The organism is Corynebacterium sp. AOP40-9SA-29 (assembly GCF_052377405.1).
In the GTDB taxonomy this organism is placed as follows: Bacteria; Actinomycetota; Actinomycetes; order Mycobacteriales; family Mycobacteriaceae; genus Corynebacterium.
The window spans coordinates 213,893-237,561 of record NZ_JBQSWR010000004.1 but is presented as its reverse complement, the minus strand read 5'-3'; the positions used below and the strand labels follow the sequence as shown (position 1 = coordinate 237,561).

Here is a 23,669-nt window from a genome sequence, read left to right as displayed (position 1 = left end):
GGCGGAGCACACCGGTTCGTCGATTCCCACGGGCGCGGCGTTAAACTGTCGGACATCCGCGTGATCCACATCCGCAGTCGAGCTCCAAGGTAAGGACACCGCCCATCGTGAGTGAAGTCAACAAACCGGTCGCCGTCGTCGTACTCGCCGCCGGTGCCGGAACCCGCATGAAGTCCGCCACGCAGAAGACTCTGCACTCCATCGGCGGGCGCACATTGCTGTCGCACAGCCTGCACGCCGCCGATACGGTCGCCCCCGAGCGCATCGTCGCCGTCATCGGCCACGGGCGCGAGCAGGTCGGTCCCGCCGCTGAGCACATCGCCGAGGAACTCGACGCACCGGTGGACCTCGCCGTGCAGGAAGAACAGCTGGGCACCGGGCACGCCGTGCAGTGCGCCATGCCCGCCCTGGAAGGTTTCGAGGGCACGGTCATCGTGACCAATGCCGACGTGCCGCTGCTGACCGGCACCACGCTCGGCCACCTGCACGCCGCGCACACCGAGGTCCCCACCGCGGTCACCGTGCTGACCACGGACCTCGCCGACCCCTTCGGATACGGCCGTATCATCCGCAACGACGAGAACGAGGTCACCGCCATCGTCGAGGAGAAGGACGCCGACGAGTCCGAGCGGGCCGTCACCGAGATCAACTCGGGCGTCTTCGCCTTCGACGCCGCGATCCTGCGCGACGCGCTCACCCGCCTGCGCACCGACAACTCCCAGGGCGAGCTCTACCTCACCGACGTGCTCGGCATCGCCCGCCACGACGGCCACCCGGTGCGCGCCCACCGCTCCGACGACCCACGCGAACTCGCCGGCGTCAACGACCGCGTCCAGCTCGCCGCTGCCGGGCGCGAGCTCAACCGCAGGACGGTGGAAGCCGCGATGCGCGGCGGCGCCACCGTCGTCGACCCCGCGACGACGTGGATCGACGTGGAGGTCACCGTCGGCACAGACGTCACCGTCCTACCTGGCACGCAGCTCAAGGGACGCACCGCCATCGCCGCCAATGTCACCGTCGGGCCGGACTCCACGTTGCAGGACGTCACCGTCGGCGAGGGAGCTTCCGTGGTGCGCACCCACGCGGTGGACTCCACCATCGGCGCGCACGCCGAAGTCGGCCCCTTCACCTACCTGCGTCCGGGAACCGTCCTGGGCGAGGAGGGCAAGCTCGGCGGCTTCGTCGAAGCCAAGAACGCCACCATCGGCCGCGGCTCGAAGGTCCCCCACCTGACCTACGTCGGCGACGCCACCATCGGCGAGTACTCCAACATCGGTGCGTCCAGCGTCTTCGTGAACTACGACGGCGTGGACAAGCACCACACCACCGTCGGCTCGCACGTGCGCACCGGCTCGGACACGATGTTCATCGCCCCGGTCACCGTCGGCGACGGCGCCTACTCCGGCGCCGGCACCGTCATTAAGGACGACGTCCCCGCCGGTGCCCTGGCGGTCTCCGGCGGCCGGCAGCGCAATATCGAAGGCTGGGTACAGCGCAAGCGTCCCGGTACCGAAGCAGCGGAAGCTGCTGAGGCAGCCGACTCCTGACCCCCGTTGGGGATGCCCCGGATTGGTTCACCTGAACCGCTCGTCTTACACTCACAACAGCGAATAGCTCCCTCCCTTAAGTCGGAAAGGTCGTAGAACCCGTGTCCCACTGGATCGACAACCAGAAGAACCTGATGCTCTTCTCCGGTCGTGCCCACCCAGAACTCGGCGAGGCTGTGGCCCGTGAGCTGGGGATTTCCCTCACCCCCACCACCGCGCACGACTTCGCCAACGGCGAGATCTTCGTCCGCTTCGAGGAGTCCGTCCGCGGCTCTGACGCCTTCGTCCTGCAGTCACACCCGCAGCCGCTGAACAAGTGGGTGATGGAGCAGCTCATCATGATCGACGCACTGAAGCGCGGCTCCGCCAAGCGCATCACCGCGATCCTGCCGTTCTACCCCTATGCCCGTCAGGACAAGAAGCACCGCGGCCGCGAGCCGATCTCGGCCCGCCTCATCGCCGATCTGCTCAAGACCGCCGGCGCCGACCGGATCGTCTCGGTGGACCTGCACACCGACCAGATCCAGGGCTACTTCGACGGCCCGGTGGACCACATGCACGCCATGCCGATCCTCACCGACTACATCATCGACAAGTACGGCATGGACAACCTCTGCGTGGTCTCCCCCGATGCTGGTCGTGTGAAGGTCGCCGAGAAGTGGTCGAACGTGCTCGGTGGCGCCCCGCTGGCCTTCGTCCACAAGACCCGCGACATCGACGTGGCCAACAGCGTCACGGCCAACCGTGTTGTCGGCGACGTCGACGGCATGACCTGCATCCTGCTGGACGACATGATCGACACCGGCGGAACCATCGCCGGTGCCGTGAAGGTCCTGCGTGAGGCCGGTGCCGGCGACGTGATCATCGCCACCACCCACGGTGTGTTCTCCGACCCGGCCCGCGAGCGGCTGAACAACTGCGGCGCGCGCGAGGTCATCACGACCGATACGCTGCCGCAGGACACCGAGGGCTGGGACAACCTGACCGTCCTGCCGATCGCGCCGCTGGTCGCCAAGACCGTGCACGAGATCTTCGAGAACGGGTCGGTCACCACGCTCTTCGAGTAGGAGCACGGCCGAGGCGTCTGGTAGTATTTCGCACGTCTCGGCGAGGGCTGGTTCACACCAGCCGTTATCGGCGCGCATTCGTTCCACGGTGACTTCACCACGGGACGGTCACCGCACCAGGAGCCGCAGCAGAGTCTGCGGCTTTTTTCGTGAGACCGATCAGTTCCGACTTCTAGGAGATCATCATGGCAACCAACATCATCCGCATCAGCGGCCTGCCCCGCACCGAGTTCGGCAAGGGCGCCGCCCGCCGTCTGCGCCGCGACTGGCGCATCCCGGCCGTCCTGTACGGAACCTTCCACGAGCCGATCCACGTGAGCTTCGAGCTGCTGGAGTTCCAGGGCATCGTGCGTAACCACGGCTCCAACGCCATCCTCGAGGTCGAGATCGACGGCCAGGACAACCTCTGCATGATCAAGGCCGTCGACCAGAACGTCCTGACCCTGGACATCGACCACGCTGACCTGCTCTCCGTCAAGCGCGGCGAGACCGTCGAGGTCGACGTCCCCGTCGTCTCCGAGGGCGAGGCCGGCCCGGGCACCCAGGTCGTCCAGGATGCCGACACCGTCACCATCGAGGCCGACGTGCTGTCCATCCCCGAGGAGATCACCTTCTCCATCGAGGGCAAGGAAGTTGGCGACCAGATCACCGCCGGCGACCTGAAGATGCCGGGCAACACCTCCCTGGTGTCCGATCCCGACACCCTCATCGTCAACATCATCGAGCCCGAGGTTGCCCCGGAGCCCGAGGAGACCGACGACGCGGTCACCACCGAGGCCGATGCCGCGGAGGACAAGGGCGACTCCGAGGAGTAGTCCCCTCCCCTGAATATGGGAGACTGGTGCAGTGAATAACACTGCCCGGTCTCCCTTTCTCGTTGTCGGCCTCGGCAACCCCGGCACCCAGTACGAGGGCACCCGGCACAACGTCGGCGCGATGGTGCTCGACGAACTTGCCGCCACCACCCACTGCAGTTTCAGCACCAACAAGAAGCTGAACGCCCGCGTCGCCGATACGCGCATCGGCACCGACAAACTCATCCTCGCCGTCCCGCGCAGTTTCATGAACCTCTCCGGCGGGCCGGTGAAGGCCCTGGCGTCTTACCACCGGATCCCGGCGTCCCAGGTCATCGTGGTGCACGATGAACTGGACCTCGACCTCGGCACCGTGCGCGCGAAGGACGGCGGCGGGCTGAACTCGCACAACGGACTGCGCGATATCGCCAAGTCGCTGGGCACCCGCGACTTCCACCGCATCCAGGTCGGCATCGGACGCCCGCCCGGCCGTATGGCGCCGGCGTCCTACGTTCTCAAGCCCTTCGCGAAGAAGGAGCGCGACGAGCTGCCGATCATCCTCGCCGACGCCGCGGACCTCGTCCTCCAGTCGGTAAACTCCGAATCATGAGCCTGCTCTCCCGCCTGCTGGCACCGTTCCGCCGCACTGCCCCCGACGCCCCCGATGCGCCCGGCCCCGCCCAGTGGCTGGTCATCGGCCTCGGCAATCCCGGTGCGAAGTACGCCGGCACCCGGCACAACGTCGGCTACCTCGCCACCGACGAGCTCCTGGAGCGCGCGGGGGACGTCCTGCGCCCCATGCCGGGGACGAAGGCGCAGGTCGCGCGCGTGGAGGTCGACGGCCACGGCGTCCTGCTGGTGCGTTCCACCACGTTCATGAACCTCTCCGGCGAGGCCGTCGCGCCGCTGGCCACGAGCTACGGGATCACCCCGGAGCACGTGGTCGTGGTGCACGATGAACTCGACCTGCCCGCCGGCAAGGTCAAGGTGAAGCTCGGCGGTAATGAGAACGGGCACAACGGCCTGAAGTCGATCTCAGGCGAGCTCGGCACCCGCGACTACGTGCGCGTACGCGTCGGCATCGGACGCCCGGCGTCCGGCACCGGCGTGGTCGAGCACGTCCTGACACCGCTGGACGGCGCGGCCGACTGGGACGCTGCGGCGTCCACCGCCGCCGACGCCGTCGACGTCCTGGTCGCCCGCGGCCTGGCCGCCGCCCAGAACGAGATACACTCCCGATAGTGAGCAGCGCGAAGAAGAGTCCCGCCCCGGTGGCGGGCACGTACGAGGGCGATTACGGCATGCTCGCCCTGGAACCCGACCCGGATTTCGCCGACGGCTGGCTGATCAGCGTCAACGGGGTGCCGAGCAGTCATGTGGTGCTCGGCGAGCCCCGCGTGCTGGCCTTCGAGTACATGCAGTGGATCGCCACGGCCCTGCGCGCGCACGTGGCGGAGAACCTGGACGCGAACGCGCTGCGTATCACCCACCTCGGCGGCGGGGCGTGCAGCCTGGCGCGCTACCTCGCCGACGTCTACCCGCGCTCGCGCAATACCGTCGTGGAGCTGGACGGCGAGCTCGCTCGGCTCTCCCGCGAGTGGTTCGACATCCCGCGCTCGCCGCGGGTGAAGATCCGGGTGGACGACGCACGCGACGTCGCCGCGTCCTTCACCCCCGCCAGCCGCGACGTGATCATCCGCGACGCCTTCGCCGGCGCGGTCACCCCCGAAAACCTCACCACGCTGGAGTTCTTCACCGACTGCCACCGCGGCCTCTCACCTGCGGGGATCTACGTGGCGAACTGCGGCGACCACTCCGACCTGCGTGGGGCGAAGGCGGAGCTGGCCGGCATGGCGCAGGTGTGGTCGCATGTGGCGGTCGTCGCCGACCCGCCGATGCTGAAGGGACGCCGGTACGGCAATATCGTGCTGCTCGCGTCGGACGCACCGCTGCTGGACGCCAACTCGCCGTCGATGCCGGCGGTCGCGCGCGACCTGCTCGGCGGCGCGGTGCCCGCGCAGTACAAGGACGAGGCGTGGGTCCGGCAGTTCTTCTCCGGCGCGAAGCCGCGGCGGCAGGGCTGACCTCCAGTTTAGAACAGGTGTTCGATAGATAGCGTTCTGGCGCGTTTCATGTCCGGACGGTGCGATACATTGTTCGTATCCGAAGGAGGGGCACGTGAACCACACCACCGACCACACCACCCACCAGCCCGTCATCCAGACCAGTATCTTCCCCAGCACCACGCCGGACAGCCGCGCCGTGGAACTGCGCACCTTACTCAACCGCACCGAGCTCGACTTAGTCTCCTATCTCATGGAGATCCCGGAGCACGCGCGTGTGGCCACGGCCCTCGCCGTGCGCCGTCGTACGACCAGTGAGGCCCACCGCTACAACCACGCCGCCGACCTGGCGCAGCGTATGCCGGAACTCTTCGAGATCTTCCGTGGCGACGGGCAATACTCCGTCGACCACCTCGACGCGATCTGGCTGAAGGTCAACCGTCACTCCCGCGCCCTGCGCGCCGCCGGCGTGCAGGTGCCGGACGCGCTGGATGCCGCCGTCGCCCTGGGCGTGCTCGCCTGGATCCGCGCCACCAAGATCGGCGCCATCTCCGCGATCGCCGACGTCGCCGAGGAGGTGCTGTGCACCGTCGCCCCGCTCGTTGTCGAGGAGACCGAGCAGGACGACGCGGCCGCCGTATCCCTCACCCGCCGCGGGACGCGCCTCACCCTGGAGTGCGGCAGCGAGATCGTGGCGGACTCCCTGTGGTCCTCGGTCTCTGCTGCCGCGCTGGACGTGCGCCGCGAGATCATCGAGGCACAGGACGACCCGGAGTCCGAGCTCCCGCCGTCCATGCACTACTGCCGCGGCCAGGTCGCGCTCGGTCTCTTCGGTGCCCGGCGCGACCAGCTCAACGTGACCGTGAATCTGTACGGCACCGACGGCGCCGACCGCGCAGCCGGCGGCCCGGGTTACGTCCTCGGCACCGGCTGGGTCTCCCCCGCCACCATGGCCACGCTGTCCGGTATCGCCCGGCACGTCCGGTCCCTCCCGAACGCCGGGGAGATTCCGGCCACCGGCGCCTACCGGTTCACCACGGCCCAGCGCTCCTACATCGAGGGACGCGACGCGCGCTGCCGCTTCCCCGGCTGCGTCGTCGCCGCCGATGACTGCGAGCACGACCACCTGGTGAACTCCCCGCACACCGACCCGAAGAGCGACGGGCCGACCAGCGTGGAGAACGGGATCTGCCTGTGCCGGACCCACCACACACTCAAGACGGCCGGGATCTGGACCCCGACCAGCCGGGACAATGCCGTCACCCTCGACTGGACCGGACCCGAGGGGGCGAAGGCCACCACCGTCGCCGCCGGTCCGCTGTCCCCGGTGCGCTACAGCGAGGAGCAGTCCGGCTAAACACCTGTACCATCCGGTGCCATGCCCCTCATTGAGCTGCATGACGTCCGGAAAACCTACCAGTCCTCCTCCGGGGAGGTACGCGCACTCGACGGTCTCGACCTGGCCGTCGAGGAAGGCACCGTGCGCGGGCTCCTCGGACCTAACGGCGCGGGCAAAACCACCTGCGTGAAGGTGCTTACCACTCTGATCCGCCCCACATCTGGCACCGCGACCGTCGCGGGGCTCGACGTGGTGCGTCAGGCTGCCCGCGTCCGGGAGATCATCGGCGCCTCCGGCCAGTACGCCACCATCGACGAGGACCTCTCCGCCCGGGAGAACCTCATGCTCATCGGCCGCCTGTTCCACCTCGGCGACCGCACCGCTCGCACCCGCGCCGATGAACTGCTCGAACTGTTCAACCTCACCGATGCCGCCGACCGCCCCGTCAAGGGTTTCTCCGGCGGTATGCGTCGGCGCGCCGACCTGGCGTCCTCGCTGGTCAACAACCCGAAGATCCTCTTCCTCGACGAGCCGACGACCGGGCTGGACCCCGCGGCCCGGCTGAGCCTGTGGGACGTGATCCGCGAGCGTGTCGCCGCCGGCACCACCCTGCTGCTCACCACCCAGTACCTCGAGGAGGCCGACCAGCTCGCCGATGAGATCAGCGTGATCGACGGCGGCTCCGTCATCGCCGAGGGCACCGCCGACGCGCTCAAGACGCAGGTCGGCGGGCAGCGCGTGAGCGTCACCCTCGCCGATCCGTCCGACGCGGACGTCGCGTCCGACCTGCTTCAGCCCCTCGCCATCGCCGAGGACACCGTGGCGCGGCAGGACCGTACGCTCACCGTCGCGGTGGAGGACGGCCCGGCCGCCCTGGAGCATGCCGTCCGCGAGATCCGCGCCCACGGCATCGAGGTGCACGACATCGGCCTGGCGCGACCCACCCTCGACGATGTCTTCCTCTCCCTCACCGGGGACACAACCGGGAAGGACGCATGATGAACTGGTTCACCGACGTCCGCGCGGTGACGCTGCGCAACCTCATCCACTTCCGCCGTACCCCCGACGTCCTGATGTGGGGCATGGTCCAGCCGATCATGTTCGTGCTGCTGTTCAGCCAGGTCTTCGGCGGGGCCATCCAGGTGCCGGGCCAGGACTACACCGACTTCCTCATGGCCGGCATCTTCGTGCAGACCGTGGTCTTCGGCTCCACCTTCTCCGGCATGTTCATGTCCGAGGATCGCAAGAAGGGGCTGATCGACCGGTTCAAGACCCTGCCGATGGCGCCCTCGGCCGTGCTCGTCGCCCGCACGCTGGCCGACCTCGTCCTGAACTCCCTGACCCTGGTGGTCATGGTGCTCACCGGTTTCGCGGTGGGCTGGCGCTTCGAGGACGGTGTGTGGCAATTCCTCGCCGGCATGGCGCTGCTGCTGATGTTCTCCTGGGCGTTCTCCTGGGTGATGGTGCTGCTCGGCCAGCTGGTCCGCAGCCCCGAGGTGATGAACTCGGCCACCTTCATGGTGCTGTTCCCCCTGACGTTCCTGTCGAACGCCTTCGTGCCCTCCGAGACGATGCCGACCGCCCTGCGTGTCTTCGCGGAGTGGAACCCGGTGTCCGCGCTGGTGCAGGCCACCCGCGAACTCTTCGGCAACACCGGCGACGCCCCTGCACCGGACATCTGGACGATGCAGAACCCGGTGCTGGCGGTCTTCGGCGCGGCGGTGCTGCTGGTCGCGGTCTTCGCCCCGTTGTCCGTCGCCCGGTTCCGCCGCGCGGAGTGAGCGCTCAGGCCGCGGTGTACGGGATCCGTCCGCCGGCGATCACCATCTCGACCTGACGTTGCGACAGGTGGTGGCGCAGGGTCACCGCGCGCCCGCCGATCGTCGCCTCGACCGTGGTGCCGCCGCGCAGGGCGTCCCGCAGTCCCTCGATCACGACAGTCTCGTCCTGGGTGACCTCGTCGTGGTCGTCCGGGTCGTCAAACTCGAGCGGCAGGATGCCGAAGTTCGCGAGGTTCTGCCAGTGGATGCGGGCGAAGGACGTCGCGACCACCGCCCGGAGCCCCAGGTACCGTGGCGCGATCACCGCATGCTCGCGCGACGAGCCCTGCCCGTAGTTCGCGCCGGCGACGACCACGTGACCGCCCGTCGCGTCCTGCGCGCGCTCGAAGTAGGTGTCGTCGATCCGGGAGAAGCTGAACTCCGAGATCTTCGGGATATTGCTGCGGTACGGCAGCACCCGCGAACCGGCCGGCATGATCTCGTCGGTGGAGACGTCGTCGCCCATGACGAGCAGCGCCGGGCCCTCCAGCCGGTCGTCCAGCGGGTCGAACTCGGGCAGCGAGGAGATGTTCGGCCCCTTGACCAGCTCGGTGGCCAGCGACTCCTCGCGTTCCGGCGGCGGGAGCAGCATGTCGTCGACGGTGCTGAACGTCTCCGGCATCCGCGGGACGGGGCAGGTCATGTCGTACAGCGACTCCAGGTCCCGCGGATCGGTGATGCGCCCGGTCAGCGCCGAGGCCGCAGCGGTCTCCGGGGAGCACAGCCACACGGCGTCCTCCTCCGTCCCCGAGCGTCCGGGGAAGTTGCGGGGCATGGTGCGCAATGAGTTGCGCCCGCTCGCCGGGGCCTGGCCCATGCCGATGCAGCCCATGCACCCGGACTGGTGGATCCGAGCGCCGGAACCGACCAGGGACGTCAGCCAGCCACCGGCGATCAGGTCGGCGAGCACCTCCCGCGAGGTGGGGTTGACGTCCACGGAGACTCCCTGGGACGCCTGGTGGCCGGCGAGGATCTCGGCGACGACGGCGAAGTCGCGTAACCCCGGGTTGGCCGAGGAACCGATCACGACCTGGGACACCTCCTCGTCGTCCTGCGCCGCCTCCCGGACGGGCACCACGTTGCCGGGTGAGGACGGTCGGGCGATCAGCGGCTCCAGGTCGCCGAGCTCGATGTGCTCGGTCACGTCGTACGCCGCGCCCTCGTCGGCGACGATGCGCGTGGCGTCGTCGGGACGTCCGACGGCGGTGAGGTAGTCGCGCACCGCGTCGTCGGCGGGGAAGACGCTCGCCGTCGCGCCCAGCTCCGCGCCCATGTTCGCGATGACGTGACGGTCCATTGCAGTGAGGCCGTCCAGGCCGGGGCCGTGGTACTCGATGACCCGGCCGACACCTCCCTTCACGCCGTGGCGGCGCAGCATCTCCAGGACAACGTCCTTCGCGGAGACCCAGTCAGGGAGCTCGCCGGTGAGCTCGACACCCCAGACCTCGGGCATCGCCACGTACAACGGCTCTCCCGCCATCGCCATGGCGACCTCCAGGCCACCCACGCCGATGGCGAGCATGCCCAACGCACCGGCGGCGCACGTGTGCGAGTCCGAGCCGATCATCGTGGCCCCGGGCCTGCCGAAGTGGGCCTGGTGCACCGGGTGCGAGACACCGTTGCCCGCCTTCGAGAACCACAGTCCGAAACGCTGGGCGGCGGACTGCAGGAACACGTGGTCGTCGGGATTCTTCTCGTCGGTCTGCAGCAGGTTGTGGTCGACGTACTGCACGGAGAGCTCGGTGCGAACGCGGTCGAGCCCCATCGACTCGAGTTCCAGCATCACCATGGTGCCGGTGGCGTCCTGCGTGAGGGTCTGGTCGACGGTCAGGCCGATCTCGTCCCCCGGGGCCAGTTCGGTGATCTCCCCGTCGACCAGGTGGTCGGCGATGAGCTTCTGTGCGACGTTCCTTTTCTCGGTCTTCTTCTCGGTCTGCACTGTGGCACACCTCCTGAAAAATAGCGTCCCTCCACGCTACGCCGCACCGCCTTCCCGCAGCACCCTGTACGCAGGTAAGGTGTCCAGACGTGTCAGACACCGCATCCGCCCCCGCCAGCTCCTCCACCGTCGCCTCCGAATCGCACCGTCGGCGTACCTTCGCCGTCATCGCCCACCCGGACGCCGGCAAGTCCACGCTGACCGAGGCGTTGGCGCTGCACGCGCGCGTGATCAACGAGGCCGGCGCGGTGCACGGCAAGGCCGGCCGCAAGTCCACGGTGTCGGACTGGATGGACATGGAGAAGGACCGCGGCATCTCCGTGGCGTCCTCCGCCCTGCAGTTCGAGTACGCCCCGGAGGGCCACACCGGCCAGCCGTACATGATCAACCTGGTCGACACCCCCGGCCACGCCGACTTCTCCGAAGACACCTACCGGGTGCTCACCGCGGTGGACGCCGCGGTGATGCTCGTCGACGGCGCCAAGGGCCTGGAGCCGCAGACCCTCAAGCTCTTCCGCGTGTGCAAGGCCCGCGGCCTGCCGATCATCACGGTGGTCAATAAGTGGGACCGCCCGGGCAAGGAGCCCCTCGAGCTGGTCGACGAGATCGTCACCGAGATCGGGCTGCAGCCCACCCCGCTGTTCTGGCCCGTGGGCCCGGCCGGTGACTTCCGCGGGCTCGCCCGCCTCGACCGCGAGGGTGAGGTGCAGGAGTACATCCACTTCCTGCGCACCGCCGGCGGTTCGACGATCGCCCCGGAGGAGCACTACTCGCCGGACGAGGCGTCCGCCAAGGAGGAGGACGCCTGGGACACCGCCGCCGAGGAGGCCGACCTGCTCGCCGCCGACGGTGCGGTGCACGACCAGGAGCTCTTCCTGGACTGCACGACCTCACCGATGATCTTCGCCTCGGCGATGCTGAACTTCGGTGTGCACCAGATCCTCGACACCCTGTGCGCCCTGGCCCCGGAGCCCGCCGCCCGCGAGTCCGACCCGGCGGCGGTGCAGGCCGCGGCGTCCTCGGCCGGTTCGGCGATCGACAAGGTCCGCGATGTCACCGACGATTTCGCCGGCGTGGTGTTCAAGGTGCAGGCCGGTATGGACACCCACCACCGCGACAAGCTCGCCTTCATGCGCGTGGTCTCCGGCGAGTTCACCCGTGGCATGCAGGTCGGGCACGCGCAGTCGGGCCGCACGTTCTCCACGAAGTACGCGCTGACCGTGTTCGGCCGCGACCGCAACACCGTGGAGGCCGCCTATCCGGGCGATATCGTGGGCCTGGTCAACGCCGGCACCCTGGCGCCCGGCGACACGATCTACGCCGGACGCAAGGTGCAGTTCCGTCCGATGCCGCAGTTCGCCCCGGAGAACTTCCGCACGCTGCGTGCGAAGACCCTGGGCAAGTACAAGCAGTTCCGCAAGGCCCTGGAGCAGCTCGATTCCGAGGGCGTGGTGCAGATCCTCAAGAACGACGCCCGCGGCGATGCGAACCCGGTGATGGCCGCCGTCGGCCCGATGCAGTTCGAGGTCATGCAGGCTCGCATGATGGCGGAGTACAACGTGGAGACCCTCACCGAGCCGGTCCCCTTCTCCGTGGCCCGACGCACCGACGCCGCCAGCGCCCCCGAGCTCAGCCGGCAGCGCGGCGTGGAGATCTTCACCCGCACCGACGGCGAGCTCATCGCCCTGTTCGGCGACAAGTGGAAGCTCGCCTTCGTGGAGAAGGAGCACCCGGAGCTCACGATGGCCCCGATGGTCGCCGATTAACAGGCGCTGACAGGAGACTCCAAGGTAGACTCCACGGCAGACATTTCCTCCAGAAAGGCTCTGCCCCACCTTGTCGTTTCCCGCCACCCCTCACAGGATCCTCTCCACCGTCGCCGTCGGTGCCCTCACCGCGACCGGCCTGACGGTCGCGACCACCACCGCCGCCAATGCGTCCTCCCTCGACTGGGAGGCCTGTCCGGCCGATGCCTACACCGCCGACGGCGCCGAGTGCGCCGACATCGAGGTGCCGAAGGACTATAGCGACGAGTCCGCCGGCACCATCACGCTGACCATGAGCCGTCTGCCGGCCACTGGTGAGCGTAAGGGTGTCATCGCCGGCAATCCCGGCGGCCCTGGCGGGGACGCCCTCGGCATGTTCTCCGGCGAGGACGCTGGGTCGCCGGACGCGCAGGGCCGCGTCGTCCTGCCCGCCGATGTGCGGGAGAGTTACGACCTCATCGGTCTTGAACCCCGCGGCCTCACCTGGGGTACTCCCCTGGACTGCTCCGGAGGCGGTCAAGATGCCGGCGACCTGCTCGCCGCGTGCGAGGCGAACGACCCCGGCTACGCGAAGACGGTGACCACGGACAACACCGCCCGCGATCTGGAGGAGGCGCGCAAGGCCCTCGGCGAGGACCAGCTGAACCTTTACGGGCTCTCCTATGGCGGCCCGCTGATGTCGACCTACGCGACCATGTTCCCGCAGCACACCGACCGTCTCCTCCTGGACTCCTCGGTCAACCCGGACGACCGCTGGTTCGGCATGGGTAGCGCGCGCAAGCAGGCCCGGGTCGACGGGCTCAACGCCATGTTCTCCTGGCTCGCCGAGCGCGATGACACCTATCACTTGGGCACCACGCCGCTGCAGGTCTACCAGCGGTGGGCACAGGCGGTCGGCGGGCCTTACGGTGTGCAGTTGCCGGCCACCCCGCCGCAGGCGCAGGACGCCGACCTACCCGCCGGCTCGGCGTCGCTTCCCGGCGACCTGGCCCTGCAGGCCGCCGATACGGTGGTTGAGGCACAGTGGCGGACCGGAACCGTCGTCGACACCACGCGCGTCCTGCTGGGTGACCAGAACGCCGCGATCGGCGTGAACTCCGGCTACCTCGGCCTGATGAATGGGCTGTACAGCCAGAGCCTGTGGCCGGTCATCGGCGAGGAGCTCAGTGGCCAGGGCACCGACTCGACGCCGGCACCGGAGCTCACGGAGGACGAGGTTGCCGCTCAGGAGAGCATGATGGCGCAGACCGTGTCGGTGGAACGGGCGATCACCTGCAACGAGAACACCGTGCCCGCCGACTCCTCGCTGGTCCTTCCTACGAAGATCACCCAGTACACCGGCGGTGACCTGGTGCGCTACAACGAAAACAGGATCTCCTCGGGCCTGTTCTGCGAGGGCTGGGAGGCCACCACCGTGCCGACGGACCCCTCCGGAGCGGAACTTGACCGCGAACCGTTGAACATCGGGTTCTCCCACGACACCGCCGTCTCCGCCAACGGTGCGCCGGGAATGCAGGCGGCGATGGGCGGCGAGCTGGCCCTCGTCGACGGCTACTCCCACGGTGTGCTTCTGGACGCCCCGACGGCGCTGCAGGACAAGGTCAGCGCCTACTTCGCCTGATCCAGCACCTGCACCAGCCCGCGGGTGAGTGCGCCGGTCCAGGCGGCCATCTCGTGGCCGTGGGTACCGATCTCCAGAGTGGCTGGGACGCCGGCGGCGCGCAGCGCGTCGGCGACGGCGCGCGCATGGCCGACCATGCTGCGGCCCTCGCCGCGTCCTGCGCTGAGGTGCACGCGCAGCCCGTCCGGGGCGCCGGACGCCCGGATCTCACCGGCGACATCGGCCGCCCAGAAAGAACCGGACGTCGCGACGGCGCGCCGCGCCGCGTCCGGACGCTGCAGGACGACGTCCAGCGCCGACAGGCCACCGAGGCTCTCACCGGCGATGATGGTGCGTCCGGCGGGCACGTCGGCGATCTGCCGCGCCCACGGCAGCACCTGGTTCGCGATGAGGTCGCGGTAGGCCGGCGAGCGCGTGAGCAGTGCCACGCGGTCCTCGGCGGTATCCACGGCGACCACGCCGATTGAACCCAGGCGGGCCAGTGCCGCGGGCAAGGAGTTTGCCGACCAGGCCCGACCGTCACTGATGACGAGCAGGTATTCGGCGTGGCGTAGGCCGGCGGTCCATAGCGCGCGGCCATGCAGTTCGCTGCGCTCCCAGTCGACGGGATCGCCCTCGACCCAGCCGGGCTCGTCCGGAGCGTCCGCCAAAATCAGGCGTCCGGACGCCCCGGCGTTCAGCGGCGCACGCCAGCCGGGGTGCTCCAGGTGATGCGGGACGACGTGGGTGACGGCGTCCAACCAGCGGCGACGGGAGTCGTCCGTGGCGTCGAAACGCGCGGCGGCCGCGGCGTCCAACGCGATGATCCGGTAGGACGACACCAGGTCGTCCGGCAACTCCAGGGTGGTCGTCCAGACGCCGTCGGTGCGGGTCATGCGGTGCAGGTCCGGGGTGTGATGGTCGTGCACGCCGTCGACGTGCAGCAGCACGCGCACCGGCGCGCCGGTCTCGCGCCACGAGAACCCGACGGCGCTCACAGCAGGTGCACCACGCCGAGCAGGATGAGGAACACCGCGACGATATAGCCGCCGGCGCGGGCGACGGTGGCCTGGTTTCCGCGCATCCAGGCGAAGCCGCGGCCCGCCGCACTGTAGGGGCGCATGCGGATGAAGCCCACGATGAGGGCGCACACGAACGGCAGACTCAACGCGACCGCCGCATAGGCGATCATGCCCACGTAGCGGGTGATCGTGGCGAAGTCGCCCGCGCTCATCAGCGCGATGCCGAAGAAGAAAGGCACGGAGGTCGCCGACTGCACCACGCCGAGGACGAAGCCGGTGCCCACGGTAGCCACCGTCGGCCTCTTCAGCGGCGCCATGATGCGGTTGACGAGGCCGGACGGTCCGTCCCCGCCGCCGCGCCAGGCGAGCACCGCGCTGAGCAGGCCGGTGAGGATCAGCAGGATGCCGAAGACCGGGGAGTCGACCGCGGTCTTGATGACCTCGCCGAGGCCGTCGAAGACCAGCATCGTGACCAGCGCCAGGGCGAGCACACCGAGCCAGTCGCCGAGGACGAGGAAGGCGGCGACGGCGCCGTAGCGTCCTCCCCTCTCCCGGGGCGGTTGCGCGACACCGACGGCGACGAGGACCCCGATCAGCAGGAAGTTGACGGTGTCCGCGAGGGCGAAGGAAAGTACGTGCAGCACACCGGGAGATCCTACACGTCGGCTCCATTTACCCTGCTAGAAACATACCTGTGCACTGATAGTGCAATTTTGCGTGGGGAGTGCAATAATATCGCGCATGGCTAAACTCCTCTACCGGATCGGACGATCCGCATACCTCCACCGGTGGCGCTTCATCGCCGTCTGGCTCCTGCTCCTCATCGGTGCGGGCACCGCCGCCGCGACCATGATGAAGCCCACCTCCATGTCCTTCACCATCCCCGGGCTCGAATCCGTCGAGACCCAGGAGAAGATGGGCGAACTCTTCCCCGGCGACGGCGACGACATGGAAGCCCCCACCGGCACCATCGTCGTCCGCGCCCCCGAAGGCGGCTCGCTGAGCGACCCCGCCACCAAGGCCGACCTCGACGCCCTCATCGCCGACCTGCAGGGTGAGGACGCCCTGGTCGACCCCGAGGCCATCGTGGACCCGGTCACCGCCGCCGCCGGCATGGAGCAGCAGCTCACCGCGGCCAAGGCCGAGCAGGGCATGCCCGAGGAGCAGATCCAGGCCGATCTGCAGGCCCTCTCCCCGCTCAGCGAGAACGGTCGCACCGGAACCTTCACCGTGACCTTCGAGGGCGACACCGCGCAGGACGTCTCCAGCGAGGACATCACCGCCGTCACCGACACCCTCGACGCCGCGGCCACCGACAACCTCGACGTCTCCTACAACGGCAACGTCTTCCAGGTGCAGGAGATCGGCGGCACCGCCGAGCTCATCGGTATGGCCGTCGCCGCCCTCGTCCTGATCATCACCTTCGGCTCCTTCGTGGCCGCCGGACTGCCGCTGATCACCGCCGTCGTCGGCGTGGGCACCGGCATCATGCTGATCTACGCCGGCACCGCGCTGACCGACTCGATCAACAACATGACCCCGACCCTGGCCTCCATGATCGGCCTGGCCGTCGGCATCGACTACGCCCTGTTCATCGTGTCCAGATTCAGAAATGAACTCGTCGCCTTCTCCGGCGGCAACAACATGACACCGAAGGAACTCGCCCAGGCGATCAAGGGCACCACGCACCGGCAACGCGCGCACCTGGCCGGACTGGCCGTGGGCAAGGCCGGTTCCGCCGTCTGCTTCGCCGGGCTGACCGTGATCATCGCGCTGACCGCGCTGTCGATCATCAACATCCCCTTCCTCACCGCCATGGCCCTGGCCGCCGCGCTGACCGTGTTCATCGCCGTGATCGTGGCGATCACCCTGCTGCCCGCCATCCTCGGCGCCTTCGGCACCAAGTCCTTCGCCGGACGCGCCCCGGTGGTCAAGGCCCCGGACCCCGAGGACGAGAAGCCCACCATGGGCCTGAAGTGGGTCCGCCAGATCCGCAAGCGTCCCCTGGTCTTCGCCCTGAGCTCCGTGCTACTGCTGGTCATCCTGGCGATCCCCGCCCTGGGCCTGCAGCTCGCCATGCCCACCGACGACTCCGCCAAGCTCGGCAGCCCGCAGCGCACCGCCTCCGAGTGGGTCAACGAGGACTTCGGACCGGGGCGCAACGCCCCCATGGTCGCCCTCGTCCAGACCGACGACCCGGAGCAGGGCATGGCCACCTTCGGCACCGCCGTGGAACAGATCAGCCAGGTCGACGGCGTCTCCAACGCCCAGATCGCCCAGGTTTCCGAGGACGGCACCGCCGCCCAGGTCCTGATCACCCCGACCACCGGTGCCACCGACGAAGCCACCAACGACACCCTCCAGTCCCTGCGTAGCGCCGAGGACACCTTCACCGCCGACACCGGTGCGAACTTCTCGATCACCGGCGTGACCCCCATCTTCGAGGACATCTCCGACCGACTGTCCGACGTGCTCATCCCCTACGTGGCCATCGTGGTGGTGCTCGCCTTCGTCCTGCTGGTCGTCGTGTTCCGCTCCCTGTGGGTCCCGCTGATCGCCGCACTCGGCTTCGCCCTGTCCGTGGCCGCCACCTTCGGCCTGACCGTGGGCATCTGGCAGTGGGGCTGGCTCGGGATCACCAACGACCCGCAGCCGATCATCTCCTTCCTGCCGATCATGCTCATCGGTATCGTCTTCGGACTCGCCATGGACTACCAGGTGTTCCTGGTGACCCGCATGCGCGAGGGCTACGTCCACGGCAAGACCGCCGGCAATGCGGTGGCCAACGGCTTCAAGCACGGTGCCCGCGTGGTCACCGCCGCCGCCCTGATCATGATCTCGGTGTTCGCCGCCTTCATCCTCATGGATGAGCCGTTCATCGCCGTGATGGGCTCCGCCCTGGCCATGGCCGTGCTGATCGACGCCTTCGTGGTCCGCATGACCATCGTTCCCGCCGTGCTCTTCCTGCTCGGCGACCGGGCATGGAAGCTGCCGACGTGGCTGGACAAGATCCTGCCCAGCGTCGACGTCGAGGGCGAAGGCCTTGTTGGCCTCGAAGCCCCGGAGGGCACCGAGTCCGCCGGCAAGCACGAGAAGCAGCCGGTCACCGTCGGTGCCGACACCCCGGACGGCACCCACGGCGAGCACAGCGCGCAGGACGCCGAGCAGCCCGGTGAGACCGATGGCCGCTGAGGAAGCACTCTCGCTGCGGGAGCAGAAGAAGGAGGAGACCCGGCGCGCCCTCGCCCGGGCGTCCGCCGAACTCCTGCTCGCCGAGGGCAGTGACGGCATGACCGTCGCCGCCGTCGCCGAGCGGGCCGGCGTGTCCACCCGGACATTCCACAACTACTTCCCCCGCAGGGAGGACGCCCTCCTCCTCTTCGTCGAGGAGACCATCGACGAACTGCGCCAGCAGGTGGAGGACGCCCCGGCCGAGGAGCACCCCCTCGACATCCTGCGTCGGCTCATCACCGACCGCATCGACGAGGACGGGACACCGTCCGACGACCCGGGCACGCTGCTCAACCTGCGTTCCATCGGCGACCACCTGAGTTACAGCACCGGTCGCGAGGACCGGGAGCGGGTGCTGCACATCGCCGACGGTTTGCTGGACGCCCTGCATGAGCGGTCCGCAGGGACGATGAGCCGCCAGGCCACCGCCCTGATGCTGATCTCCTCGTTGGCGGCGGGTTCCATCGCCGTGGAGGCCAGCGCCGTGGGCGACAAGCGCGCCTGCATGGTGCTGTCGCCCGGGTGGGCATCGTCCGACCGCAAGGCCTCGGAGATCATCGACGAGGAGTTCGGGCTGCTGCGCGAGGGCTTCGGCGCCTAACGCAGCCTGCTGATAGCTGCCAACGACGGTTTCTGTCTGATTTCGAGGACGAAGTAGCCACTTCGCCCCCGACGATGGACAGAAACCGTCGTTGTGCGTTCGGGAGGCACCTGCCCGCCCAGGCCCGCTCAGAACAGCGCCGCAACCGCCATCGACAGCAGCAGCACCGCCGTCGCCAGCAGAACCAGCGAGAGGACGACCGCGCCGATGCGTCCTCCCCTGGTGGCGACGTTGAAGGTGAAGTTCGTGCCGCTGCCGGTGTCCACCATCACCCGGTCGCTACCGGGGATCTCCACGAAGAGCAGCCAGCGCCGTCGCCGTCCGTCGGAATAGGGGTACTTCTTGGCGATGGCGTCCGACTTACGACCACCCACCACCAACAGCCATATGGTGGCGGCGATGATGCCGAGCATGCCGAGGGCATCGAGCAGCCCAGAGATGCTGCGCAGCCACGGGGCGTTCAGGCCGAGCATCAGCAGCGTCAGCGAGGTCGACAGCATCACGCAGTACCAGCCCAACAGCGGCTGCATCACGCGCAGTTCGTGCCAGGTGCGCTGAGCGTCGGCGGGTGTCTTCGACCCGCCCGGCTCGAACAGGGAGCCGGAGTGCATCTGGAGGAACGCGCCGGCACCGGCCATCGCCAGGACGCACAGCAGTGGCCCGAGCAGGATATTGACCAGCAGCGTGCCCATCGACTTCGGCGCCCAGGCGTCCGGTTCGCCGGTGAATCCCCAGTGCGTGGGCATCGGATCCGGCAGCGAGCCGTAGGACGCAATCAGGGCCAACGCGGCCAGAACGGGCGGCACCACGGCCAGAAGATAGAGGCGCCCCGGCATCTTTACCGGCGGATAGTCTGCTTTCCGAGGTTTTTCGTGTGAATCCGCCGTCATACTCTCAGAGAGTATCAGTCCGATTGAGCCTAACCTCCGACACACGGTCGCGGCAGGTGTAACGTGACCCCGGTAAGCATTCTCAGGGCGGGGTGGAAGTCCCCACCGGCGGTGAAAGCCCGCGAGCGCCACCTCCACCAGGTGGGTCAAGCAGACTCGGTGTAATTCCGGGGCCGACGGTCATAGTCCGGATGGGAGAGAAAGGCTGGACACCTCATGTCCGCAGTACTGTCGTCCCTTCAGGACGGCCTCACGACATTCCTCAATGCCCAGTGGACGATCGGCGATTCCGCTGTCCTCTGGCGCGAGATCATCGGCAACGGCTTCGGCATCGCCTCAGCTATCGGCGGTATGCGAAGGGTGGTGTGGGCCTGGCCGGTGGGCATCGCCGGCAACGTCCTGCTGTTCACCGTCTTCCTCGGCGGTGTCTTCCACACCCCGCAGGACCTGGACCTCTACGGGCAGGCCGGACGCCAGGTCATGTTCCTCATCGTCAGCGTCTACGGCTGGTGGCAGTGGCAGCGCGCGAAGACCGCCGGGATGCGGGAGCCAGAGGATACTGACCCGTCGCGCTCGATCCTTTCGGAACCGGCGGACACCTACGAGGCGGTGCAGCCGCACTGGGCCTCGACGCGCGAGCGGGTGGGCATGCTCGTGGTCGCGGTCGTGGGCACCTGCGGTTTCGCCTGGGTGTTCAGCGCGCTGGGGTCCTGGGGTCCGTGGGCGGACGCCTGGATCTTCACCGGCTCGCTGCTCGCCACCTTCGGCATGGCCAGGGGTTGGACGGAGTTCTGGCTGATCTGGATCGCGGTGGACATCGTCGGCGTACCGCTGCTGTTCACCGCCGGCTACTACCCCAGCGCCGTGCTCTACCTGGTCTATGGCGCCTTCGTGGCCTGGGGTTTCGTGGTGTGGCTGCGGGTGCAGCGCAGAAGCGCCGAGGTCACGCCTGAGCCACTGTCCGCCTGAGTTCCTCCACCTGCTCGTCGGTGACCTCGGCGACGTTGGCCGGGGTGAAGTGGGCGTCGCGGTCCTTGTCGACCAGCACGGCGCGCACGCCCTCGGGGAAGTTCGACTGGCGGCGCAGGAGGCGTCCCAGCGCGTATTCGGCGTCCAGCGCTTCGCGCAGCGTCGCGTCCGACGAGTGGTTCAGCAGGACGGTGGCGGCGACCAGCGACAACGGGTTGGCGGGTGCGAGCAGGCCGCGGACCTCCGCGGCGAAGTCGCCGGACGCTGCGGCGAGGCGCGCGTCGATCGCCGCCCAGTCGTCGCCGGCGAAGGTCTCCGCGATCCAGTCGAGATTGTCCTCCAACTCGGAGGCCTCCTCCGGGCGGTGGGTGAGCGTGAGCGCGACGTCCAGACCGTCCTGCAGGAGGACGTCCTGGAAGCGCTCGGCCTCACCGTCCGGCAGGCGGTGCGTCGCCAGACCGCTCCACAGCAGGTCGGCGGCGGTCATCCGGTAACCCGTGGTCGCCAGGAACAGGCCGACGGCGGTCCGGGCGTCCTCCCGGACGTTCGGCAGGTGGGTGAAGGCGTGGGAGATGCCGACGTCGGTGATGAAGCCGATCGCCATCTCCGGCATCGACTCCCACGTGCGGTCGGTGACCACGCGTACGTCGGCGTGGGCGGAGACGCCGAGGCCGCCGCCCATGGTGATGCCGTCGACGAGCGCGATGGTGGGCTTCGGGCTCGTGGCCAGCGCGTGGTTCATGTCGTACTCATCGCGGAAGAGGTCGTCGCCCGCGGTGAAGTCACCGGTGAGATCGGAATCGCGGACGGCGCGGACGTCCCCGCCGGAACAATAGGCCTTCTCCCCCGCCGAGCACAGCAGCACCTGGCGGACATCCGCATCATCGCTAAACCTGGCGAGCGCGGCAGCGATGGCGCTGATCATCTCGTGATTGAGCGCATTGAGCGCCTTCGGTCGGTCGAGGGTAATAACACCGATGCCATGCAGCGATTCGACGCGCACGAGGGGACTTTCGGGGTAGCGGGGGGAGGTAGTGGAAGCCATACCAGCCATGGTGGCACGGAACGCCTCCGAACGGGGATACGCTTTGCTATCGTGACACAAAGCACACCCACCTCTCGGATGGAGCCCAGATGACGACGACGCCAGCCACCTCTTCCCCCACCGTTCGCCTCGACCCCGCCGTCCGCTCGGTGGGGCACATGCTGCGCGCCAGGATCCGGGAAACCCCCGACCGTCGTGCCTACAGTTTCCCGGTGATCGACGGCGGCTCGGAGGTCTGGAAGGCTGTCACCTGGGGCGAGCTCGGCACCCAGGCCAGCGAAGTCGCCGGCGGGCTGATGGCCTTAGACATCGAGGCGGAGGAGCGTGTGGCGATCGCCTGCGCCACCCGCTATGAGTGGGCGCTGGCGAACTACGGGATCATGTACGCCTCCGCCGCCACGGTGACCGTCTACCCCACCACCATCGCCGACGACGTGGAATTCATCCTCAGCGACTCCGGCTCACGCCTGGTCTTCGCCGAGGACGCCGAGCAGCTGGAGAAACTCCTGGGCATGCGGGCGTCGATTCCGGAGGTCGGCACCGTGGTCCTGTTGTCCGGCGAGGTTCCGACCGAGCTCGCGCAGGACGTTGCGGGGTGGGTGATGACGCTCGAGGAGTTGCGCGCCTCCGGGCGCGCCTACCTCGCCGAGCACCCGTCGGCCGTCGACGACCGGATCGACGCGACCACCCTGGAGCACCTGTCCACGCTGATCTACACCTCGGGAACAACGGGACGGCCCAAGGGTGTGCGTCTCCCCCACCGGGTGTGGGTATTCGAGGCGACCGCCTCCGAACAGACCTCGAACTCCGGGCCGGATAACCTGCTCACCATCGATGACAAGCAGTTCCTCTGGCTCCCGCTGGCGCACGTGATGGGCAAACTGCTGCTCGTCCTGCCGCTGCAGGTCGGTTTCGAGACCGCGATCGACGGGCGGATCGACAAGATCGTAGAGAACCTCGGCGTGGTGAAGCCGACGTTCATGGGCTCGGCACCCAGGATCTTCGAGAAGGCCTACAACGGTGTCGCCACGATGATGGCCAATGAGGGCGGAGTGAAGGAGAAGCTCTTCCACTGGGCCAGCCGCGTGGGCGTGCAGGTCTTCGATGCCGACAACGGTGTGGGATCGGCCAATGCCTGGGTCCGGCTGCAGGCGAAGATCGGCGACAAGCTGGTCATGTCGAAGATCCGTGAGCGTTTCGGCAATAACGTGCACTACTTCATCTCCGGCTCGGCGGCGCTGAACACCGATGTGGCCCGCTGGTTCGGTGCGGCCGGCATGCCGATCCTCGAGGGGTATGGACTGACCGAATCGAGTGCGGCGTCCTGCCTGACGCGGCCGCAGTCCTACCGGGCAGGGCGTGTGGGCCCCCCGTTGGACGGGGTCGAGGTGCGCATCGCCGACGACGGAGAGGTGCAGCTGCGCGGGCCAGGGATTATGGACGGTTACCACAACAATCCCGAGGCCACCGCCGAGGTACTCGACGCCGACGGCTGGTTGTCCACCGGTGACATCGGCGAGATCGACGACGAGGGCCGGGTCAAGATCACCGACCGTAAGAAGGAGCTGTTCAAGACCTCGAACGGCAAGTACGTGGCTCCCGCCCAGATCGAGGCGAAGTTCAAGGGACTGTGCCCGGTGGCCAGCCAGATCGTGACCGTGGGCAACGACCGCAGTTACGTCTCCGCGCTGATCACCCTGGACGACGAGGCGGTCAGTGCCTGGGCCACCCGTCAGGGACTGTCGGGAAGCTACAAGGACATTGTGCGCGCCCCAGAGACCCGGGAGATGGTGCAGGGCTACATCGATGAGCTCAACAGCCACCTCAACCGGTGGGAGCAGGTGAAGAAGTTCACGATCCTGCACCGTGACCTCGGAGTGGAGTACCAGGAGGTCACCCCGTCGCTGAAGCTGCGCCGCAAGGTCATCCACGAGCATTTCGCGAAGGAGATCGAGAGCAACTACGCCTGAACGTGG

The 23,669-nt window shown here is 68.3% G+C and carries 20 protein-coding genes and 1 riboswitch; of the genes, 15 read left to right on the top strand and 5 right to left on the bottom strand.

Annotated features, from left to right (window positions below; translation table 11 throughout):
* Nucleotides 1–107 precede the first annotated feature (107 nt).
* The 9 genes from glmU to ACT3SZ_RS09265 all read left to right on the top strand — a co-directional run bounded on the left by glmU (nt 108) and on the right by ACT3SZ_RS09265 (nt 8,591).
* Complete coding sequence (gene glmU, locus ACT3SZ_RS09305) at nt 108–1,547, top strand: bifunctional UDP-N-acetylglucosamine diphosphorylase/glucosamine-1-phosphate N-acetyltransferase GlmU (RefSeq protein ID WP_444618257.1); 1,440 nt, start codon at nt 108–110, stop codon at nt 1,545–1,547.
* A gap of 101 nt (nt 1,548–1,648) precedes the next feature.
* Nucleotides 1,649–2,614, top strand: a complete 966-nt coding sequence (locus ACT3SZ_RS09300; RefSeq protein ID WP_444618256.1) for a ribose-phosphate diphosphokinase — start codon at nt 1,649–1,651, stop codon at nt 2,612–2,614.
* A gap of 185 nt (nt 2,615–2,799) precedes the next feature.
* Nucleotides 2,800–3,429: a 50S ribosomal protein L25/general stress protein Ctc gene (locus ACT3SZ_RS09295; protein ID WP_444618255.1), complete on the top strand. Its 630-nt coding sequence runs from the start codon at nt 2,800–2,802 to the stop codon at nt 3,427–3,429.
* 31 nt (nt 3,430–3,460) lie between these two features.
* Nucleotides 3,461–4,018, top strand: coding sequence for an aminoacyl-tRNA hydrolase (pth, locus tag ACT3SZ_RS09290; RefSeq protein ID WP_444618254.1), 558 nt, complete (start codon nt 3,461–3,463; stop codon nt 4,016–4,018).
* Complete coding sequence (pth, locus tag ACT3SZ_RS09285; RefSeq protein ID WP_444618253.1) at nt 4,015–4,650, top strand: aminoacyl-tRNA hydrolase; 636 nt, start codon at nt 4,015–4,017, stop codon at nt 4,648–4,650. The genes pth (ACT3SZ_RS09290) and pth (ACT3SZ_RS09285) overlap by 4 nt, the downstream gene beginning before the upstream one ends.
* A 59-nt stretch (nt 4,651–4,709) precedes the next feature.
* Nucleotides 4,710–5,492 (top strand): spermidine synthase, encoded by a 783-nt coding sequence (locus tag ACT3SZ_RS09280; RefSeq protein ID WP_444618352.1) that lies wholly within the window; start codon nt 4,710–4,712, stop codon nt 5,490–5,492.
* A 94-nt stretch (nt 5,493–5,586) separates the two neighbouring features.
* On the top strand, nt 5,587–6,828 hold the full coding sequence (locus tag ACT3SZ_RS09275; protein WP_444618252.1) for an HNH endonuclease signature motif containing protein: 1,242 nt from the start codon (nt 5,587–5,589) through the stop codon (nt 6,826–6,828).
* A 21-nt stretch (nt 6,829–6,849) separates the two neighbouring features.
* Entirely contained in the window at nt 6,850–7,809 is a 960-nt protein-coding gene (locus ACT3SZ_RS09270; protein ID WP_444618251.1) for an ATP-binding cassette domain-containing protein, read from the top strand.
* Complete coding sequence (locus ACT3SZ_RS09265; RefSeq protein ID WP_444618250.1) at nt 7,809–8,591, top strand: ABC transporter permease; 783 nt, start codon at nt 7,809–7,811, stop codon at nt 8,589–8,591. The genes ACT3SZ_RS09270 and ACT3SZ_RS09265 overlap by 1 nt, the downstream gene beginning before the upstream one ends.
* A gap of 4 nt (nt 8,592–8,595) precedes the next feature.
* On the opposite strand, the gene ACT3SZ_RS09260 is transcribed toward ACT3SZ_RS09265, so the two are convergent.
* Complete coding sequence (locus tag ACT3SZ_RS09260; RefSeq protein WP_444618249.1) at nt 8,596–10,569, bottom strand: aconitate hydratase; 1,974 nt, start codon at nt 10,567–10,569, stop codon at nt 8,596–8,598.
* 89 nt (nt 10,570–10,658) lie between these two features.
* Between ACT3SZ_RS09260 and ACT3SZ_RS09255 the strand changes: the two genes are divergently transcribed.
* Together ACT3SZ_RS09255 and ACT3SZ_RS09250 are read left to right on the top strand one after the other, a co-directional pair.
* Nucleotides 10,659–12,335 (top strand): peptide chain release factor 3, encoded by a 1,677-nt coding sequence (locus ACT3SZ_RS09255; RefSeq protein WP_444618248.1) that lies wholly within the window; start codon nt 10,659–10,661, stop codon nt 12,333–12,335.
* Between the two features lie 70 nt (nt 12,336–12,405).
* Nucleotides 12,406–13,956: an alpha/beta fold hydrolase gene (locus tag ACT3SZ_RS09250; protein ID WP_444618247.1), complete on the top strand. Its 1,551-nt coding sequence runs from the start codon at nt 12,406–12,408 to the stop codon at nt 13,954–13,956.
* Here ACT3SZ_RS09250 and ACT3SZ_RS09245 read toward each other — a convergent pair.
* Together ACT3SZ_RS09245 and ACT3SZ_RS09240 are read right to left on the bottom strand one after the other, a co-directional pair.
* Nucleotides 13,944–14,933, bottom strand: coding sequence for an enterochelin esterase domain-containing protein (locus ACT3SZ_RS09245; RefSeq protein WP_444618246.1), 990 nt, complete (start codon nt 14,931–14,933; stop codon nt 13,944–13,946). The genes ACT3SZ_RS09250 and ACT3SZ_RS09245 overlap by 13 nt on opposite strands.
* On the bottom strand, nt 14,930–15,601 hold the full coding sequence (locus ACT3SZ_RS09240) for a hypothetical protein (RefSeq protein ID WP_444618245.1): 672 nt from the start codon (nt 15,599–15,601) through the stop codon (nt 14,930–14,932). The genes ACT3SZ_RS09245 and ACT3SZ_RS09240 overlap by 4 nt, the downstream gene beginning before the upstream one ends.
* A gap of 97 nt (nt 15,602–15,698) precedes the next feature.
* Between ACT3SZ_RS09240 and ACT3SZ_RS09235 the strand changes: the two genes are divergently transcribed.
* Nucleotides 15,699–18,149: an MMPL family transporter gene (locus ACT3SZ_RS09235; RefSeq protein WP_444618244.1), complete on the top strand. Its 2,451-nt coding sequence runs from the start codon at nt 15,699–15,701 to the stop codon at nt 18,147–18,149.
* Complete coding sequence (locus tag ACT3SZ_RS09230; protein WP_444618243.1) at nt 18,139–18,789, top strand: TetR/AcrR family transcriptional regulator; 651 nt, start codon at nt 18,139–18,141, stop codon at nt 18,787–18,789. Before ACT3SZ_RS09235 ends, ACT3SZ_RS09230 begins: the two co-directional genes overlap by 11 nt.
* A gap of 128 nt (nt 18,790–18,917) precedes the next feature.
* Here the strand turns inward: ACT3SZ_RS09230 and ACT3SZ_RS09225 are convergent, their stop codons facing one another.
* Nucleotides 18,918–19,598 (bottom strand): DUF1648 domain-containing protein, encoded by a 681-nt coding sequence (locus tag ACT3SZ_RS09225; protein WP_444618242.1) that lies wholly within the window; start codon nt 19,596–19,598, stop codon nt 18,918–18,920.
* 155 nt (nt 19,599–19,753) lie between these two features.
* Nucleotides 19,754–19,886: riboswitch (FMN riboswitch) on the top strand.
* Nucleotides 19,887–19,895: 9 nt separating this feature from the next.
* Here ACT3SZ_RS09225 and ACT3SZ_RS09220 point away from each other — a divergent pair.
* Entirely contained in the window at nt 19,896–20,648 is a 753-nt protein-coding gene (locus ACT3SZ_RS09220; RefSeq protein ID WP_444618241.1) for a nicotinamide mononucleotide transporter family protein, read from the top strand.
* Here ACT3SZ_RS09220 and ACT3SZ_RS09215 read toward each other — a convergent pair.
* Nucleotides 20,623–21,693 (bottom strand): 3-hydroxyisobutyryl-CoA hydrolase, encoded by a 1,071-nt coding sequence (locus tag ACT3SZ_RS09215; RefSeq protein WP_444618240.1) that lies wholly within the window; start codon nt 21,691–21,693, stop codon nt 20,623–20,625. The genes ACT3SZ_RS09220 and ACT3SZ_RS09215 overlap by 26 nt on opposite strands.
* An 89-nt stretch (nt 21,694–21,782) precedes the next feature.
* Between ACT3SZ_RS09215 and ACT3SZ_RS09210 the strand changes: the two genes are divergently transcribed.
* The gene (locus tag ACT3SZ_RS09210) at nt 21,783–23,663 is read left to right on the top strand and encodes an AMP-dependent synthetase/ligase (protein WP_444618239.1); all 1,881 of its coding nucleotides are present in this window, start codon (nt 21,783–21,785) and stop codon (nt 23,661–23,663) included.
* The last annotated feature ends 6 nt before the right edge of the window (nt 23,664–23,669 follow it).